Origin of the sequence: Pseudochelatococcus sp., assembly GCF_050946405.1 — a bacterium.
GTDB lineage: Bacteria > Pseudomonadota > Alphaproteobacteria > Rhizobiales > Beijerinckiaceae > Pseudochelatococcus.
The window spans coordinates 91752-110056 of the sequence record NZ_JBMNUS010000012.1; the positions used below are offsets into that span (position 1 = coordinate 91752).

Sequence of the window (18305 nt, forward strand, 5' to 3'; positions counted from 1 at the left end):
AAGTCTTCCACGGACGGCCAGGAAATCAACCGTCCCGCATCAGCCGCCGATACCGAGCGACTTGAGCTTGCGGTGCAGTGCCGAACGCTCCATGCCGATGAACTCGGCGGTGCGCGACACATTCCCCGAAAAGCGGTTGATCTGGGCGATCAGGTACTCGCGCTCGAAAATCTCGCGCGCGTCGCGCAGGGTGAGGCTCATCAGCTTCTCGCCGCCCGCGCCCGCGGGCGTGGTGGGCACCAGCGTGCCGATTTCGGCCGGCAGCATGTCCGCCGTGATGGCGGCGTCGGGCTCGCCGCCGGCCAGGATCATCAGCCGCTCGACATTGTTGCGCAACTGGCGCACGTTGCCCGGCCAGTCGTGGGACTGGAGCACCGCCAGCGCATCATCGGCGATGGCGCGCCGCGGCAGGCCCGTCGCCTGCGAGATCTGGTCCATGAAGAAGGTGATCAGTTCCGGCACGTCCTCGCGGTGCTCGGCGAGCGAGGGCACCCGGATCGGCACCACGCTGAGCCGATGATAGAGATCCTCGCGGAAGCGCTCTTGCGCGATCTCGTGCGCGAGGTCGCGGCCGGTGGAGGCGACGATGCGCACATCGACATGCACCCGCGCCGTGCCGCCCACGCGCTGAAAGTTCTGGTCGACGAGCACGCGCAGGATGCGGCTTTGCGTCTCGCGCGGCATGTCCGCGACTTCATCTATATAAAGCGTGCCGCCGTGGGCCTCTTCCAGCGCGCCCACGCGCCGCCCGCGCCCGTCGCCGCTCTCGACGCCGAAAAGCTCCTGCTCCATGATGTCGGGCGTGATGGTGGCGGCGTTGATCACGACGAAGGGCGCCGACGCCCGGCTGGACATGGTGTGGATGGTGCGCGCGACCAGCTCCTTGCCCGCTCCGGGCGCGCCGGTGATCAGCACGCGGGCGTTGGTGGGGGCCACGCGCTCCACGGTGAGGCGAAGCTGGTTGATGGCGGCGGAATGGCCCACGATGCGGCTGGCCTGCACGGAGCGCGCGCGCAGATCCTTCACCTCCCGGCGCAGGCGCGACGCCTCCAGCGCGCGTTCCGCCACCAGCACGAGGCGGTCGGCCTTGAACGGTTTCTCGATGAAATCGTAGGCCCCGCGCCGGATCGCGGAGACGGCCGTCTCGATATTGCCATGGCCGGAAATCATGACGACCGGCAGCTCGGGATTGTTTTCCTTGACGATATCGAGCACCTGCAACCCGTCCAGCCGGCTGCCCTGCAACCAGATGTCGAGGAAGACCAGATGCGGGCGGCGTGCCTCGATGGCCGCCAGCGCCTCGTCGGAACTGCCCGCCGTGCGCGCCCGGTGGCCTTCGTCCTCCAGAATACCCGCGACGAGATCGCGGATGTCCGCCTCGTCGTCGACGATGAGAATGTCAGCGCTCATGCCCTGGCTCCCGGTTCTCGCCGCCGACCCTCTCATAGGGCCGGACAGGCTCGGTTGATGCCGCCACCTTTTCCGGCGCGGCCTGCCGCCCCGCCGTGCCCTGCAGGGGCAACCACAGCACGACGCGCCCGCCGCGCCCGCCAGGCGCGTCGAGAAGCTGGATGCCCCCGCCGTGGTCCTCGAGGATCTTGCCGACGATGGCGAGGCCAAGGCCGGTGCCTCCCTCCCGCGTGGTCATGTAGGGTTCGAGCAGCCGGTGGCGGTTCTCGCGCGGAAAACCCTTGCCGTTGTCCGTCACCTCGATGACGACGCGGTCCGCCTCGCGCCGGACGGCGACCGTGATGCGGCCGGCCCCGCGCTCGGCCTCCGGCACGGCCTTGACCGCCTCGGTGGCGTTCTTGACGATGTTGGTCAGCGCCTGCGACAGCAGCCGGCGGTCGAAATGGGCGACGATCGGCGCTTCCGGCAGCTCCTGCGCGAACACGATGTCGGGAGAGCCGACATGCATCAGGAACAGCACCTGCCGCACCGTCTCCACGATATCCTCATCCGCCTGCGCGGGCTTGGGCATCCGCGCGAAGGAGGAGAACTCGTCCACCATGCGCTTGATGTCGTCGACCTGGCGCACGATGGTTTCCACGCATTGGTCGAACACCTGCCGGTCCTCGGTGATCACCTTGCCGTATTTGCGCCGGATGCGCTCGGCCGACAACTGGATGGGGGTCAGCGGGTTCTTGATCTCGTGCGCGATGCGCCGCGCCACGTCCGCCCATGCGGCGGTGCGCTGGGCGGAAACGAGCCCGGTGATGTCGTCGAGCGTGATGACGAACCCGCGATCCTCGCCTTCGTCCTTCTCGCTGGTGACGCGCACGTTCAGCATGCGCTCGTCGCGCCCGCCGCGCGCCAGCGACACCTGCCCCTGCGACACCTGCCCCTGCGCCAGCGCGCGCCCCTGCGCCTGCGCGCGGCGCACGCTTTCCAGCGCCTCCGTGACCAGATCGGCGATTTCGGGAATGACCTCGGCGGCCGGGCGGCCGATCAGCTCCGCCGCCGGGGTGCCGATCAGCGCCTCGGCCGAGCGGTTGACGATGTTGACGATGCCCTCGCCGTCCGTGCCGATGACGCCCGCCGAGACGCCGGCGAGCACCGCCTCCGTGAACCGCCGGCGCTGGTCGATCACCTCGTTGGCGGCCACGAGCCCGTCGTGCTGCTGGCGCAGCTCCGTGGTCATCTTGTTGAACGTGGTGCTGAGATGGCCCAGATCGCCCTCCGTCCGCAGCACCGGCACGCGCACGTAGAAGTTTCCGCTCGCCACCTGATCCGTGGCGTGGATGAGGCGGCGGATGGGCGACACAAGCCTGTTGGCGAGACTGAGCCCGAACCAGACCGCCGACAGCAGCACGATCAGCGCCACCAGCGCGAACATCAGCGCGAAGACGACCTGGATCGTGACCTTCTTTTCCTCGAGCGCCTGATAATACGCCACCCCCACCTCCGCCACGGCGGGAAACTCCACCGCCCGCGGGTCGACGGGCCGGGCGACGTAGAGCAACGTCTCTTCCTCCCATTCCAGACGCAGGATGGAGCGGAAAAGATTGCCGGATTGGGGAATGAGGCAGATCGGATCGCGCGAATTGGCCGATTCGATGTCGTCCGGGCTCGGGCCGGGCAGCCGCTCGTTCTCGTCCGCGTCGACGCGCTCGACGATGGTGCCGTCCGGCTTCACCAGCATGGCGACCGGAAAGCCGAGAAAAGTGGCGCGCGAGCGCAGGAAATCCTGAAACAGCTTGCGGTCGGCCCGGTAGAGCACCAGCGCGCGATTGAGGTCGGCGGCCATCAGGTCCGTCTCGCGGGCCAGATTCCGGCATTGGCTCTCGCGATAGGCGTCGGCGATTTCCGACGTGTTGGCGATCAGCGCCTTCAACGAATTGGTGAACCAGGGATCGAGCCCGCGCTCCAGCGTGATCGAGGCGACGACAGCCACCAGCACGGCGGGAAACGCCGCGACGAGGCTGAACAGCGAGACGATGCGCACATGCAGGCCCGCCGCAGCCGCCCCGGCCCGGCGCGCCCGCACGATCGCCCACGTCTCCCACACCACGATGCCCGCGAGCAGCGCCACCAGAATGCCGTTGCTGACCAGCGCCCACACCACCACGGAATGCGTGGGCAGGATCGGCGTCAGCCCGGCGAGCACGAGAAAGGTGGCCAGCGCCGAGCACAGCCCCAGCCCCACCGCCACGGTGCCGAGGATGCCCGAGACGCGCGCCTCGCGCTTGCGCCGTTTCTCCGTAACCTGAACCAAGCCGCCGCCGCCCTCACGCCAGCAGGACCACGCCGCAGCCGCGCCACCGGCAACCCGATTCGCGGCAATGGTGTATCCGTACAACACTGTTGTATGGATACGACAACCCGCCGCTCCTGTCAGCAGTTTTATTGATCGCCAGAGTGGTTCGGAACGTCGAGACGGTTCGGGTCGCCGTGTTCGTCGATGACCTGCATGACGCGGAAGCCGAGATCGGCTTTCGCGCCGTCGCCCGTCAGCGCCGCCGCCGTGCGCCGCAGCCGCTCCAGCGTGACGGCGAACATGGTGGGAAAGCCGGCTTCCCATGCCGATGACGTCCGCCAGCCGCCGCCGGCGCGGGGCTGGCGCGTGGGCTCGGGGGATTGCACGAGGATGAAGCGGCGCCGGAAGCCGGCGGCGATATCCGCCCGCCACAGGCCATGCGCCGTGGAGCCGGAGCCGGCGAAAAAATCCATCACCGCATCGCCGTCTTCCGTCACCATGTCGATCAGGTAGGCCATGAGGCCGGAGGGTTTGGGATAGGGCATGACATCGGCCCCGAACAGCGCCCGCAGTTCCGCCGTTCCGTCTTCGTTGGTGGGCACGCCGTTGGTGCGGTAGGAAAGCAGGCTCGCGGTCTTCTTGCGCGCCTGCGACCGGCTCACGAGATTGGGCCGGAAGGGGACCTTGCGGATGGTGATCCGCGCGCCCTCCGCCACGAGGGCATCGAGCGTCGCCTGTGCATAGCGCCATTCGCCCTTCAGCCGGAAGGCGTTGCGATTCGCGCCGTCGCGGATTTCCACCGCGTCGAGCAGTTCGGTGACGATGTTGCCGGCGGACATGTCCTGCGGCGCAATGAGGCCGTCGCCGCAGCCGAACGAGACGGACGCAGCGGGAAACGTCAGCACCTGCAAGCCGTTCCCTGCATTGTTGAACGGATATTTCTTCCCCGACGTCACGGAGCCGGCCGTAAAGGCGGGGGCCCTGGCGCGGTCGCGGGCGAAGCAGACGATGAACTCCGTCACCCGGCCCATGCGCGCATCGAGAAACGACGGCTTCTTCTTCCGCTCCCAGATCAGATGTCCGCAGAAATTCTCGTCGCCGAAGATCTCGCGGCCGATCTGCGTCAGGCTGTCCAGTTCCTCGTCGCCGATGCTGATGAAGATCAGCCCGTCGTCGCGCAGCATTTCGCGCGCAAGCACGAGACGAGGGTACATCATCGACAGCCATGCGGCATGCGGCCGCAACCACACGGGCGCCCGCTCCGCATCCGGGATGCCCGGATCGGCCGCACGAAAATCGTCGCGATAGGGCAGGGGCCTGCCGGTGTTGTAGGGCGGATCGATGTAGACGAGCTTCACGCTGCCGGCATGGTCCGCCAGCAGCAGCTTGAGAGCGTCGAGATTGTCGCCCTCGATCAGCAGGTTGCGCGTGGCGTGCGGGGAAAGGCCGGCCTCCGGCGCGTCGCGCAGGCGAAGCGGCGTCGGCGTGCGGGCGGCGCGGCGGGCCTCCGCCTTGCCGGGCCAGATCAGGCCGAAAGCGGGCAGGGAATCGCTCTCCGGCGCGTCGTCAGGCGATCGAACATTCACGCGGAGCGGTCTCCCGCCGCCGGCCACCATGGCAATGCATCATGAAAACACGCCATATGAAAATACGCCATGAAAACCCGGCAAGGAACTCGGTCGGGGAATCCGGGCAAGGAACCCTGGCAAGAGAACTCAGTAAGAAAACGGCCCCCGGAGCGTATCCGGGAGCCGTCAGACTTCACGCACATCCTGCCTCGCGCACGAGGAAAGCGGGGGCATCAACCCTGACGCGCCTTGTAGCGCTTCTGCGTCTTGTTGATGATGTACACACGGCCCTTGCGACGCACGAGCTGGTTGTCGCGATGACGGCCGCGGATCGACTTCAGCGAATTGCGAATTTTCATCGAACCGTTCTCCGCCCGGCCCAGCGCATGGCCTGCCGGTCAAAAAAATAACAATTCCCGCGCGCCGCATGTGCTGCGGCACCGGGAGGCTTCCGCTCATTTCAGAGCATGGTTCCTAGCGGTCCAGCCGCTTCCGGTCAAGTCCGATTTGCCGGCTTGCCGCAATATCCACGCCCTCCGCGCGTCGCGCAAGCAAAACGGAATCGTGAAAGGCGTCATTATACCGAGGAACGGCCTCACGGTGCCGATTCGTGTATCCTGTCCGCTCCCGCTGACCCGCATGGCCGATGCCGTGTCGCATCTGCCTTATCGGAGCCGTTCCATGACAGCCGAAAATCATACGCAAAACCTGTGCACCCGCCGCAATCTGATGGTGGGCTCGACGCTGGCGATCGCCGGCCTGGCCATGCCGCAGATCATGACACGCGCCGCGCAGGCCGAGACGCCGCGCGCGAGCGCGGACGCGCCCGGCTTCCGGCGCATCCGTATCGGCGATTTCGAGGTCGTCACGCTGCTCGACGGCAAGCGGGCGGCCGACGGGCCTCACCCCATCTTCGGCGCGGACCAGACGCCGGAAACGGTCGGGGCCCTGTTGCGCGAGAATTTCCTGCCCGAGAATCGCTTCGTCACCGGTTTCGCGCCCGTGCTCGTGAATACGGGGAGCGACCTCGTCCTGTTCGATACCGGCTTCGGCGCGGATGGGCGCGGCAACGGGCTGGGGCAGCTTGAGGCCAATCTGCGGGCGGCCGGCTATACGCCGGATGCGATCACCATTGTGGTTCTGACGCATCTTCACGGCGACCACATCAACGGGCTCACCGGCGGCGGCAATCCGTCCTTCCCCAACGCCCGCTATGTCGTCGGGCAGATCGAGTACGATTTCTGGACCGATTCCGCCAGGGCGGGAACGCCGGCGGAGAACAATGCCAAGGCGGTGCAGGCGAAAGTCGTGCCATTTGCCGAGAAGACCACGTTCATCAAGGCGGGCGACAATGTCGTCAGCGGCATCACCAGCATCGCGGCCTTCGGGCATACGCCGGGGCATCTGGCCTTCCACCTTCAATCCGCCGGCAAGCAGATACTGCTCACGGCCGACACGGCGAATCATTATGTCGTGTCGCTGCAACGTCCCGACTGGCATGTCGCCTACGATATCGACAAGGCGCAAGCCGCCGCGACACGCAAGAAAATATTCGACCGGATCGCGACCGACCGCTTGCCGTTCATCGGCTATCATTTCCCGTTTCCGTCGATCGGTTTCGTGGAAAAGGCGGAAACGGGCTATCGCTACGTTCCGGCAAGCTATCAGTTCGATCTTTAGAAGGAATCGGAAGGTTTGCTCTGATTTCTTGATTTGAAGCATCCTTGTCGACCATAGGAATGCGCACCTTTCTGGACGATGCTCCTCGCGGAGGCGTACTGGCGCGAACCGAATCGGGATGTCGGCGCTTTTCGTTTGAGTGCCGACGCCGCTTCGCAACGCTCTCTGGTCGGCCCGATCTCATCCGGCACTGTAAAATGACGGGCATTTCATTGACCTTCCGGTTTCGATAAAGTAGGTAGCCCGGTATACCTCCTTTGGAGGGATTTTATGAAATGCCCGGACCCCGTGCGGAAGATAGCGCCCGAGAGCGGTTGCTCCGGGCTGCCGCCGCTCTCTTCTATGACAACGGCATTGGCGGGACGGGCATCGACGCCATCGTTCTGAAGGCAGGTGTTGCGAAGAAGAGTCTTTATAACAACTTCGCTTCGAAATCGGATCTGGTGAACCGGTATCTGGAAGCCCGCCATGCCGAATGGCTCGGCCTTTATCGCGCCCGGTTGAGACATGCGACGACGCCGCGCGACAAGGTCCTCACCGTCTTCGATGCCTATCGGGACCATGCGGAGCAAGCCTATGAGCGGGGTTTTCGCGGTTGCGGCCTTCTCAATGCCGCGGCCGAACTTGCCGCCGACGATGCCGGCCGGCAGGCCGTCAGGCGTCACAAGGAAGAAGTCGAAACCCTGCTGACGACGCATCTGTCGGAACTGCTCCCGAACGACGCGGGCCGGGCGGCCCGCCTGGCAAGACAATTGGCTTTTCTGCTGGAGGGAGCGATGACGCGGGCCGGGCTCGAAGGGAGCGGCGCCCTCGTTCTGGACGCCCGGGCCATGGCCTCCGACATGCTGGAGGCATTGTGACCGGCTCTTCACGCAATCACAGAATCGGTGTCACCGCAGTCCTGTTCGCGGCAATCGTATGGGGCACGACCGGCACGGCCGCCACTTTCGCGCCCGATGTCAGCGCGGCCGCGATCGGTGCGGCCGCCATGGGAGTCGGCGGGCTGCCGCAGGCGATGCTGGCGGGGAGAGGCATTCTCCGCGCTCTTCCCGACCTGAGGCGACATTGGCGCCATCTCCTGCTGGGCGGGCTGGCGGTCGCGATTTACCCTCTGGCTTTCTACGGCTCCATGCGGCTGGCCGGGGTCACGATCGGGACCGTCGTCACCATCGGGTCCGCGCCGCTGCTGTCCGCCCTGATCGAATATTTCCTCGATGGCGCGCTCCTTTCCCGGCGGTGGTTGTGCGGAGCCTTCATCGGGCTTCTCGGCATGGTGGTCCTTCTCTGCATCGCCGAAGGTGCGGCGCATGAACAGGCGACGACCGGCAGCGCGACCGTCGCCGGCGTCGGGCTCGGCCTTGTCGGCGGGCTGACCTATGCCCTGTATTCCTGGACGGCGCGTTGGCTGATGTTGCGCGGCATAAAATCGTCGGCATCAATGGGGGCCACTTTCGGGATCGGCGGTCTGTTGCTCATGCCCGTCCTGATCGCCGCCGGCGGGCCATTTCTCGCTTCCTGGAACAACGCGGCGGTCGGAATCTACATGGCGGTCGTGCCCATGTTCCTCGGCTACATCTGCTTCGGCATGGGGCTGGCCCGGATTCCGGCGAGCATGGCGACAACGATCACGCTGATCGAGCCGGTCGTCGCGGCGGTGCTGGCGGTCGCGATCGTGGGCGAACGGCTGCCGCCGCTGGGCTGGGTCGGTGTCGGGCTCGTGGTCTCCTGCCTGATCGTCATAACGGTCCCGGTGAAGCCGGTCAGGCGCAAGCTGTGGGTAGCGGCGCAATGATCGCGTCGACGCCACGCCGGACAGGCTCGAAGCAATGTCGGGAATGGTCGGCCTGATCCAGCAGAAGATTCGCGAATCACGCTCGCCCGCTCCCGCGGGTTTGACGCAAAAACATCCGACGAGAGAAGCGGCAAGCGCTGTCCATGCAAGCGCTTATCCATGTAAGGCGCCCGGCGGACGCAGCTCTGCGGATTTTCGGATGGTCGCCGGCAAAATGGTGCTGTGAGAGAGGATTGAACTCTCGACCTCTCCCTTACCAAGGGAGTGCTCTACCACTGAGCTACCACAGCGTCGGAGGAATGCCTGAAGTCAGGCCCCCGAGATGCGCGGAGCGTTGCCCCACGCAGGGCTACCCGGCATGATCGGCAACGGGAAACCCGCAGGCGAAGCGCGATAACGTTTCGACCATGTGCTCACCCTTAAGCGGGCCGGACACACGCGTCAACCCCCCATCTGCACGAAACGGGGGATTGTTGTGCAGGAGCCCCCGTTCGATGCCGGGGGCGCTTCAGGCCGCCGCGCGCGCGGCGTGCAGGGGAAGATCCAGCTTGCGCCAGACGGCGACAAGCGCTTGCGCCAGCTCTTCGATCAGCGCATCGCTGTGGAACGGCGTGGGCGTGATGCGCAGGCGTTCCGTGCCGCGCGGCACGGTCGGGTAGTTGATCGGCTGCACGTAGATGCCGTGCTCGTCGAGCAGCAGGTCGCTCGCCGCCTTGGTGCGCTCCGGGTCGCCGACCATCACCGGCACGATGTGAGTCGGGTTGTCGCGCACGGGAAGACCGGCCCGCGCCAATACCTCCTTGGTGCGCGCCACCTGCTGGCGATGCGCCTGGCGTTCGCTGTCGCTCGTCGACAGATGCTCCACCGAGGCGAGCGCCGCCGCCGCCACCGCAGGGGGCAGGGCGGTGGTGAAGATGAAGCCGTGGGCGTTGGAGCGCACGGCGTCGATGATCGCGGCCTTCGCCGAGATATAGCCGCCGATGCAGCCGAATCCCTTCGCCAGCGTCGCCTCGACGATATCGAGCCGCTCCTGCGCGCCCACCTCCTCGGCATAGCCGGCGCCGGTGGCGCCGTAGAGACCCACCGCATGCACCTCGTCGATATAGGTAAGGGCGCTGTAGCGCTCCGCGAGATCGCAAACGGCATGGATGGGCGAGACGTCGCCGTCCATCGAGTAAACGCTCTCGAACACGATCATCTTCGGGCGCTCCCGCCCCGCCGCCTTCAGCAGATCCTCCAGATGCTCCAGATCGTTATGGCGGAAGACGACCTTCTCCGCGCCCGAGCGACGCACGCCCTGGATCATCGAATTGTGGTTCCACTCGTCCGACAGCAGCAGGCAATCGGGCAGCAGCTTCGCGATGGTCGCGATGCCGGTCTCGTTGGAAACGTAGCCGGAGGTGAAGACGAGCGAACCTTCCTTGCGGTGCAGCTTCGCCAGCGCCTTCTCGAGCGCTACGATCGGGCCGCTCGTGCCGGAGATGTTGCGCGTGCCGCCCGCGCCCACGCCCATGCGCTGCGCCGTTTCCACCATCGCGCCCACGGTGTCGGGGTGCCGGCTCATGCCGAGATAGTCGTTGGAGCACCAGATGACCACGTTGCGCGTGCCGTCGTCCGTCTGGCGGGTGGCGTAGGGGAAGCGGGCCGCATCCTTTTCCAGCGTCACGAAAACGCGGTACCGCCGCTCCTGATGCAGGGTATCGAGGGCGGCGTTGAAATAGTGATCGTAATCCATCGGCTGTCCATGAAGGCCGGCGCGGGGCGAGCGAAACCGCCAGCGGCTGCAAGCAATTGTTCCCTGATCGGGCGACATCAGGCAGAAAACCGCCTCACCCGTTCGAGTATCGTTATAATCAACGATAAATCAACACTTCCCACGGCATGTCGGTGGGCGCAAGCTGTCGTCTCGCCGCAGGCGGCCGGTCGCCGCGCCGCGGAACCCGGTCATATTCCTGTTGCATACGGCCGTTCGCGTGGCTATCGCTGTGCTTCCGCCGCCGGCCGCCGGTAGCGAGCCTTGCGTGCCGCCGTCATCGGGTGCCATGTCATGAATACGTCGACGCCGGACCGTCAGACCCGCCTTGCGCTGGCGTTGCGCGAAAACCTCAAGCGCCGCAAGCGCCAGACCCGCGAACGGACGCGCGAGGCGCAGGAAAGCGCCTCCGGGACCGCGCGACCCTCCGGGACCGCGCCGGAAACCGGGGCCGGAAGCGGGGAGCCGGGTGCGGGAGCGCACGGCGACGACGAGGTGTCGGGAGCGGACGAGAACGATTTGCACCGTCGCTGAATCGGGTGCCGTTGTGCAAACCGCCCGGAGGTCTATAGTTTTCTGCGGCCTGCGTTCAATCCGGTGCTCGGGGCGAACGCGGGCCGCCACAATCGGCCGGCGAGCGGCGCATTAGATGAGGGAAAGCGGCTGGATGGACCAGATTCGTATTGTCGGCGGAGAAGCGCTGAACGGCGCGATACCGATTTCGGGCGCCAAGAACGCGGCCTTGCCGCTGATGATCGCGAGCCTTCTCACCGACGAGACGTTGCAGTTGCACAACGTGCCGCGGCTTGCGGACGTGGCGCTGCTTCTGCGCATCCTCGGCAATCACGGCGTCGACCACGGCGTCGCGGGCAAGCGCCCCGGCCAGACGCCGACGACGGGCCAGAGCATCCGGCTGCGCGCGCGCGACATCATCGACACCACCGCGCCTTATGAACTCGTGTCGAAAATGCGGGCGAGCTTCTGGGTGATCGCGCCGCTGCTGGCGCGCATGGGCGAGGCGCGCGTGTCGCTGCCCGGCGGCTGCGCCATCGGCACGCGCCCCGTGGACCTGCTGCTGATGGCGCTGGAGCGCCTCGGCGCCGACATCGAGATCGACGGCGGCTATGCCGTCGCGCGCGCGCCGAAGGGCCTGCGGGGCGGCGACATCGTGTTTCCGAAGGTGACGGTCGGCGGCACCCATACGGCGCTGATGGCGGCTGTGCTCGCCCGGGGCACCACCGTGATCGAGAACGCGGCGCGGGAGCCGGAGGTCGTCGATCTTGCCGACTGCCTCAACGCCATGGGCGCGCGCATCTCGGGCGCGGGCTCGGCGCGCATCGTCGTGGACGGTGTGTCGCGGCTGGGCGGCGCGGAGCACACCGTGCTGCCGGACCGCATCGAAACCGGCACATACGCCATGGCCGTGGCCATGACCGGCGGCGACGTGCTGCTCTCGGGCGCGCGCCCGGATCTGTTGCAGGCGGCGCTCGACACGCTGGAGCAGGCGGGAGCGGAAATCACCGCCACCAACGAGGGCATCCGCGTGGTGCGCAACGGCCACGGCATCTCGGCCGTGGACGTGACGACGGAGCCGTTTCCCGGCTTCCCCACCGATCTCCAGGCGCAGTTCATGGCGCTGATGACGAAGGCGCGCGGCACCTCGCGCATCCGCGAGACGATCTTCGAGAACCGGTTCATGCATGTGCAGGAACTCGCCCGGCTCGGCGCGCGCATCCGGCTCGACGGCGATCTCGCCTATGTCGAGGGCGTGCGCCGCCTCACCGGCGCGCCCGTCATGGCGACCGACCTGCGCGCGTCGGTGTCGCTCGTCATCGCCGCGCTCGCGGCCGATGGAGAAACCACCGTCAACCGCGTCTATCATCTCGACCGCGGTTTCGAGGCGCTGGAGCACAAGCTGGGACAATGCGGCGCGCGAATCGAACGCATCAGCCAGTCCTGACCGGGGCTTCGAGGGAGCCCGATATCCGCTGATATTTGCGTGATCGCACGGCGGCGGCCCTTGCCACGGGACGGCGGATGCTCCAGTTTCACCGGTGGCGGCGTTACGTTCCGGCCGGGAGCGCGGGGCGGCCGCAGGATGGTTTGCTGCCGTTGGAGACAGGACAGATGACGACACGTCGCAATGTGCTCACAGGAATCGCCGCCGGCGCGGCTGCGGGGCTTTTCGGCCCCGGCTACGGCGCGGCCCGTGCGCAGGATGCCTCCGTCGTCGCGCTCGCCGTGCCCGGCCCGCTGGGCGACGCGGTGCTTGGCGCCGATGACGCCAGGGTGACGGTGATCGAGTACGCTTCGCTGACGTGCTCCCATTGTGCGGCCTTCCACAACGAGACGTTCGCCGCCTTCAAGGAAAAATATGTCGATACGGGCAAGGTGAAGTTCATCCTGCGCGAGTTCCCGCTCGACGATCTGGCGTTGCTCGGCTTCATGCTGGCCCGCTTCGGCGGCGGCGAGAGGTATTATGCCGTCACCGATCTGCTGTTCAGCCAGCAGGGCAAGACCTGGGCGAAGCCCGGCGACGACAAGCCGCTCGATTCGCTGCGCCAGACCGTGCGGCAGGCGGGCATCACCCAGGAAGATTTCGACACCGCTCTCAAGGATCGCGCGCTTTACGACGGCGTTGTCGCGGTGCGAGAGCGCGGCGAGGCGGAGTTCCGCGTCAACGCCACGCCCACCTTCTTCATCAACGGCAAGCGCTATCCGGGCGCGCTGTCGCTCGCCGATCTCGACAAGGCGATCGAGCCGCTGCTCGCCGGCGGCTGAACGGCGCCGGTTGCGGGTGTGAGGGAACGCGGTGAGGCTTAACCGGCTGCGTATCGTCGGTTTCAAGACGTTCGTCGAACCGGGCGAGTTCCTGATCGAGCCCGGCCTCACCGGCGTGGTGGGGCCGAACGGCTGCGGCAAGTCGAATCTCGTCGAGGCGCTGCGCTGGGTGATGGGGGAGAATTCCTACAAATCCCTGCGTGCATCCGGCATGGACGATGTCATCTTCGGCGGTTCGGCGGGCCGGCCGGCGCGCAACAGCGCCGAGGTCGTGCTGTCCATCGACAATTCCGCCCGCACCGCGCCGGCCCATTTCAACGATTCCGACATTCTCGAGGTCTCGCGCAAGATCACGCGTGACAGCGGCTCGGTCTACCGCGTCAACGGCCGCGAGGCGCGCGCGCGTGATGTGCAGCTTCTGTTCGCGGATGCCGCCACCGGCGCGCGCTCGCATGCGATGGTGCGGCAGGGGCAGATCGGCGAGATCATCGCCGCGCGCCCGGTGGCGCGCCGCCGCATTCTGGAGGACGCCGCCGGCATCGCCGGCCTCTACAGCCGCCGGCACGAGGCGGAACTGCGCCTGCGCGCGGCGGAAGAGAATCTCCAGCGCCTTGAGGACGTGATGCGCGAGATCGACGGGCAGGTCGACGGCCTGCGCCGGCAGGCGCGGCAGGCTGTCCGCTACCGGGCGCTGTCGGCCGAGATTCGCAAGTTCGAGGTGGTCGGCTACCTGATCGCGTGGCGCGCGGCATCGGCGCAACTGGTGGCCGCGGAAGAGGCGACGCGCGCCGACGCGCAGGCCGTGCGCGCCAGCGGCGAGACGCAGGCGCAGGCCGCCTGTGCGCAGGGGCTTGCCGCGCATGCGCTGGCGCAGGCGCGGGCGGGCGAGGAAGCGGCGGCGCAGGCGTTGCAGCAGCAGGAGCGGGCGCTGGCGGAACTGGAAGCGGGCGAGCGGCGCGCCCGCGATCGCGCCGCCGACACCGCGCGGCGCATCGTGGAGCTTGAGCGCGATCTGGAGCGTGAAAAGGGGCAGGCGCGGGACGCGGGCGTGATGACCGCGCGTCTGCGTGACGAGGATGCGGTGCTGGCCGCGCGGCTCGACGGCGCGCAGGAGGAACTGGCCGAGGCGGCCGAGATCGTGGCGCAGGCGCAGCTTCTGCTGGATGATGCCGAGGCGGAACTGGCGCACACGCAGGCGGAGGTGGCGGATGCCGGCGCGCGGCGGTCGGCGTTGCTGCGCCATGTCGCGCAGGAGGACGAGCGCCTGGCGAAGCTCGCTGTGGAGCGCCGCCGCGTGGCCGCGGATCTTGAGGCGCTCGCGGCGCGCATGCGGGAGCAGGAGGATCTCGATCTTCTGCGCGAGGCGGCCGAGGCGGCGGAGACCGCGCATGGAGACGCGGAGGAGCGGGCGCTCGCGGCGCGCGCGGCGCTCGCGGCGGCGCGGGAGGCCGAGGCGACGTTGCGCCGGCCGCTCGACGAAGCGGTGCGGCGGGCCCAGCGTCTTGCGGCGGAGGTCGACGTGCTGGCGCGGCTGGTCGCGCCGGCCGCCGGCGGGGGCTTCGCGCCGGTGCTCGATTCGCTTCGCGTCGAAAAGGGATATGAGGCGGCGCTCGGCGCCGTTCTGGGCGACGATCTTCTGGCGTCGACCGATCCGGCGGCGGCCGTGCATTGGCGCCGGGCGGAAGAGGGCGAAACGGATATCGCTCCGGATGCCGCGCTGCCGGCGGAGGCGGCGGCGCTCTCCGGCGTCGTCGATGCGCCGGCGGCGTTGACGCGCCGGCTGCGCATGACGGGCATCGTGACGCGCGAGGCGGGGCTGCGCCTGAGCGGGCGTCTCGCGCCGGGGCAGCGGCTGGTGTCGATCGAGGGCGACGTCTGGCGTTGGGACGGGCTGACGCGCGCCGCCGATGCGCCTTCCGCCGCGGCGCGGCGGCTTGAGGAACGCAACCGTCTGGCCGATCTGCGGCGGGAGGCGGAGGAAGCCGAAGCCGCCGCCGGGACGCTGGGACAAAGCTTCGAGCAGGCGCAGGCGCGCACGCGCTCGCTCGCCGGGGAAGAGGCACAGGCGCTGGAAGCCCAGCGCGCCGCACGGCGCATGGCGGAAAGCGCGCGCGTCAGGCTCGCGGAGGCCGAGCGCGCCGGCGCTTCCGTCGCCGCGCGGCGTGCGGCGCTGGAGGAGGCGCATGCGCGGCTGACGGCCGGGGAGGCGCAGGCACGGGAATCGCTCGATTCGGCGCGCGAGGAACTGGCCGCGTTGCCGCCGGCCGACGAGGGGGCGCTCGAACGGACCCGCCACGCCACGGCGCAGGCGCGGGCCGCGCATGGCGAGGCGGCGCGCGCGCTGGAGGGTCTGCAACGCGATATCGCCGCCCGCGCCCGCCGCCGCGAGGCGATCGCCGCCGAGCTGCGCGCCTGGGAAGAGCGCGTCTCGCGGGCGGATTCCGTCCTGTGCGATATCGCGGAGCGGCTGTCCGTGGCGCGCGAGACGCTGGCGGAATTGACGGAAACCGCCGAAGACATGTCGCTGCGCCATGACGCGCTTTCGTCCGGGGTCGCCGGTGCGCGGGCGGCGCAGGCGGCGGCGGCCGGTGTACGTGCGGAGGCGGAAAGCGCGCAGGCGAAGGCGGACGAGGCGGCGCGCGGCGCGCTCGATGCGCTGGCGGCGACGCGCGAGGCGCGGGCGCGCTCGCAGGCGATGGAGGAAGCGGCGCGCGAAAGGCTTGCCGACGTCGTCCGCCAGATCGGTGATTCGCTCGGCATCGCGCCGGACGCGCTGGCCGGCCATGCGGGCCTCGATCCGCAGGCGGCGATACCTGATTCGCAGGAGATCGAGCAGCGCCTGTCGGCGCTTCGCCTGGATCGGGAGCGTCTGGGCGCCGTCAATCTGCGGGCCGAGACGGAACTCGCGGACGCGCAAGGCAAGCGTGACGGGATAGCCGCCGAGCACGATGAACTGGTCGAGGCGATTCGCCGTCTGCGGCAGGCGATCTCCAACCTGAACCGCGAGGGGAGGGAGCGGCTGATGGCCGCCTTCGATGTCGTCAACGGCCATTTCCAGCGCCTGTTCACGTCGCTGTTCGGCGGCGGCACCGCCGATCTGACGCTGGTGGATTCCGACGATCCGCTGGAGGCGGGTCTTGAAATCGTCGCCCGCCCGCCGGGCAAGAAGCCGCAGGTGCTGACGCTGCTGTCCGGCGGCGAGCAGGCGCTGACCGCCATCGCCTTGATTTTCGCGGTATTTCTGACGAACCCGTCGCCCGTGTGCGTGCTCGACGAGGTGGATGCGCCCCTCGACGACGCCAATGTCGAGCGTTACTGCGACCTGCTGCGCACCATGGCGGGGCAGACGCAGACGCGCTTCATCGTCATCACCCACAATCCCATCACCATGGCGGCGATGGACAGGCTGTTCGGCGTCACCATGGCGGAGAAGGGCGTGTCCCAGCTCGTGTCGGTCGACCTCGCGCTCGCGGAGCGAATTCTCGACGCCGGATGAGAGGGGAGGGGACAGTGTTGCGCGGAAGACCATGCCGCCGGAAATCTTCGCCGGCGGGGCGAGCAATTCCGAAGTGATCCGTATTCCGTTTATATTTCATGATGTTAAGCCGTGCCCGGACAGTGTTGACACCGGGTGAGACACTCACTATGTTGCGCCGCATTCCTTGTGGGTTGACGGTTGCAGGCCGGTGGCTACGGGGGGCGGCGCAGGTCGGTGCCGGCAGGGGCCTTGGAATTGTTCCGGTTTCGGTGATAGTGCTGAAAACGCATTTGTCATGGCTGGAGTTCTTGGCATGTCGGAGAACGGCGAGCGCGGCAGACAGCCCGATGACCGGGAGCTCGCCGAAAGGCTTGAGGCTCTTGGCCGCCGGTTGTCCGCAAAGGAGGAGGAGGCTCAGGCCGCCCGCAGGGCGCAGGAGCCGCGGCCGGGCGCGGATGCGTCGGCCCTCTCCGGTGCCTTGCGGCTGTCGGGGGAGTTCATCGCCGGCGTGGTGGCCGGCGGGGGCATCGGATGGGCTGTCGATACCTATCTGGGGTTTTCGCCCTGGGGCATGATCGTTTTTGTGTTGCTCGGCTTCTTGACAGGCGTCTGGAACGTGCTACGGGCGGCAGGATATCTGAAAACGTCCCGCGACCGGGAGCCGGGCGGGCGTTGACGGTGTGAGTTCCGGGCGGCGCTGATGCCGGTCGGATGACGAGGCTTATGCGGCGGGCGACCGCGCGCGACCAGACAGGCGGGGGCTGATCGGCCATGGCGAGTCCTACCGAACAATTCGAGATTCGGCATTTTACCGGACCGTTGTTCCATCTGGGCGACTCGCCCGTCACCTTCAGCAACTCGGCGCTGTTCATGGTGCTGTCGGTGGCTGCGATCACGGTTTTCCTCGCTGTCGCGACCGCGCCTCGGGCGATCGTTCCGGGGCGGTGGCAGAACCTCGGCGAACTGCTGTACGAGTTCGTCGCCAGCACGGTGCGGCAATCGGCGGGCAAGGACGGTCTCGTGTTCCTGCCGCTGGTCTTCTCGCTCTTCACCTTCGTTCTCGCCGCCAACCTGATGGGGCTTCTGCCGTATGCGTTCACGGTCACGAGCCATATCATCGTCACGGCCGCGCTGTCGCTGCTGGTGATCTTCACCGTGATCGGTTACGGCGTCGCCAGGCACGGATCGAAGTTCCTCAACATCTTCATCCCGTCGGGCGTTCCGGGCTGGTTGCTGCCGCTGATCGTGGCGATCGAGGTCGTCTCCTTCGTCTCCCGTCCGGTGAGCCTCTCCGTCCGTCTTTTCGCCAACATGCTTGCCGGGCATATCGCCCTCAAGATTTTCGCGGGCTTCGTCGCCGCGCTGCTGACGGGCGGTTTCGTCGCCATCCTGTCGCCGCTGCCGCTCGCCTTCACTGTCGCGCTGACCGCCCTGGAAGTTCTGGTGGCCGTGCTTCAGGCTTACGTTTTCGCCGTGCTGACTTCTCTCTACCTGCACGACGCCCTGCATCCCGGCCATTGATCGAGTTGTAACCCGGCCGGTTGTCCCGCCATCAC

Annotated in this window: 14 protein-coding genes and 1 tRNA gene; 9 read left to right on the forward strand and 6 right to left on the reverse strand. The window is 67.6% G+C overall.

From position 1 onward, the window contains the following. Positions 1-39 precede the first annotated feature (39 nt). The 4 genes from ACOYJQ_RS16405 to ykgO all read right to left on the reverse strand — a co-directional run bounded on the left by ACOYJQ_RS16405 (position 40) and on the right by ykgO (position 5624). Entirely contained in the window at positions 40-1410 is a 1371-nt protein-coding gene (locus ACOYJQ_RS16405; RefSeq protein ID WP_433459949.1) for a sigma-54-dependent transcriptional regulator, read from the reverse strand. Further along, positions 1400-3715 carry an ATP-binding protein gene (locus ACOYJQ_RS16410; protein ID WP_433459951.1) on the reverse strand — a complete coding sequence of 772 codons (2316 nt, stop codon included), beginning with the start codon at positions 3713-3715 and terminating at the stop codon, positions 1400-1402. The genes ACOYJQ_RS16405 and ACOYJQ_RS16410 overlap by 11 nt, the downstream gene beginning before the upstream one ends. Positions 3716-3843: 128 nt before the next feature. Next, positions 3844-5283: a site-specific DNA-methyltransferase gene (locus tag ACOYJQ_RS16415; protein ID WP_433459953.1), complete on the reverse strand. Its 1440-nt coding sequence runs from the start codon at positions 5281-5283 to the stop codon at positions 3844-3846. Between the two features lie 215 nt (positions 5284-5498). Then, positions 5499-5624, reverse strand: coding sequence for a type B 50S ribosomal protein L36 (gene ykgO, locus ACOYJQ_RS16420; protein ID WP_009763379.1), 126 nt, complete (start codon positions 5622-5624; stop codon positions 5499-5501). A 322-nt stretch (positions 5625-5946) separates the two neighbouring features. On the opposite strand from ykgO, the gene ACOYJQ_RS16425 reads away from it, so the two are divergent. From ACOYJQ_RS16425 to ACOYJQ_RS16435, 3 genes are all read left to right on the forward strand, one after another. Beyond that, positions 5947-6945 (forward strand): MBL fold metallo-hydrolase, encoded by a 999-nt coding sequence (locus ACOYJQ_RS16425; protein ID WP_433459955.1) that lies wholly within the window; start codon positions 5947-5949, stop codon positions 6943-6945. 275 nt (positions 6946-7220) lie between these two features. Next, complete coding sequence (locus tag ACOYJQ_RS16430; RefSeq protein WP_433459957.1) at positions 7221-7805, forward strand: TetR/AcrR family transcriptional regulator; 585 nt, start codon at positions 7221-7223, stop codon at positions 7803-7805. Continuing rightward, positions 7802-8737 (forward strand): DMT family transporter, encoded by a 936-nt coding sequence (locus ACOYJQ_RS16435; protein WP_433459958.1) that lies wholly within the window; start codon positions 7802-7804, stop codon positions 8735-8737. The genes ACOYJQ_RS16430 and ACOYJQ_RS16435 overlap by 4 nt, the downstream gene beginning before the upstream one ends. A 215-nt stretch (positions 8738-8952) precedes the next feature. Here ACOYJQ_RS16435 and ACOYJQ_RS16440 read toward each other — a convergent pair. Both ACOYJQ_RS16440 and hemA read right to left on the reverse strand, forming a co-directional pair. Further along, positions 8953-9027: transfer RNA gene (locus ACOYJQ_RS16440), tRNA-Thr, on the reverse strand. Between the two features lie 218 nt (positions 9028-9245). Next, the gene (gene hemA, locus ACOYJQ_RS16445; RefSeq protein WP_433459961.1) at positions 9246-10472 is read right to left on the reverse strand and encodes a 5-aminolevulinate synthase; all 1227 of its coding nucleotides are present in this window, start codon (positions 10470-10472) and stop codon (positions 9246-9248) included. A 312-nt stretch (positions 10473-10784) separates the two neighbouring features. Here hemA and ACOYJQ_RS16450 point away from each other — a divergent pair, with 312 nt between their 5' ends. From ACOYJQ_RS16450 to ACOYJQ_RS16475, 6 genes are all read left to right on the forward strand, one after another. After that, positions 10785-11024 (forward strand): hypothetical protein, encoded by a 240-nt coding sequence (locus tag ACOYJQ_RS16450; RefSeq protein WP_433459962.1) that lies wholly within the window; start codon positions 10785-10787, stop codon positions 11022-11024. 133 nt (positions 11025-11157) lie between these two features. Then, on the forward strand, positions 11158-12450 hold the full coding sequence (gene murA / locus ACOYJQ_RS16455) for a UDP-N-acetylglucosamine 1-carboxyvinyltransferase (protein ID WP_433459963.1): 1293 nt from the start codon (positions 11158-11160) through the stop codon (positions 12448-12450). A gap of 167 nt (positions 12451-12617) precedes the next feature. Further along, a complete protein-coding gene (locus ACOYJQ_RS16460; protein WP_433459965.1) occupies positions 12618-13271 on the forward strand; it encodes a DsbA family protein in 654 nt (217 codons plus the stop codon). Positions 13272-13302: 31 nt separating this feature from the next. Then, a complete protein-coding gene (smc, locus tag ACOYJQ_RS16465) occupies positions 13303-16767 on the forward strand; it encodes a chromosome segregation protein SMC (protein WP_433459966.1) in 3465 nt (1154 codons plus the stop codon). 295 nt (positions 16768-17062) lie between these two features. Continuing rightward, positions 17063-17425, forward strand: a complete 363-nt coding sequence (locus ACOYJQ_RS16470; protein WP_433459967.1) for an AtpZ/AtpI family protein — start codon at positions 17063-17065, stop codon at positions 17423-17425. A gap of 95 nt (positions 17426-17520) precedes the next feature. Further along, the gene (locus tag ACOYJQ_RS16475) at positions 17521-18270 is read left to right on the forward strand and encodes a F0F1 ATP synthase subunit A (RefSeq protein ID WP_433459968.1); all 750 of its coding nucleotides are present in this window, start codon (positions 17521-17523) and stop codon (positions 18268-18270) included. Positions 18271-18305 lie beyond the last annotated feature (35 nt).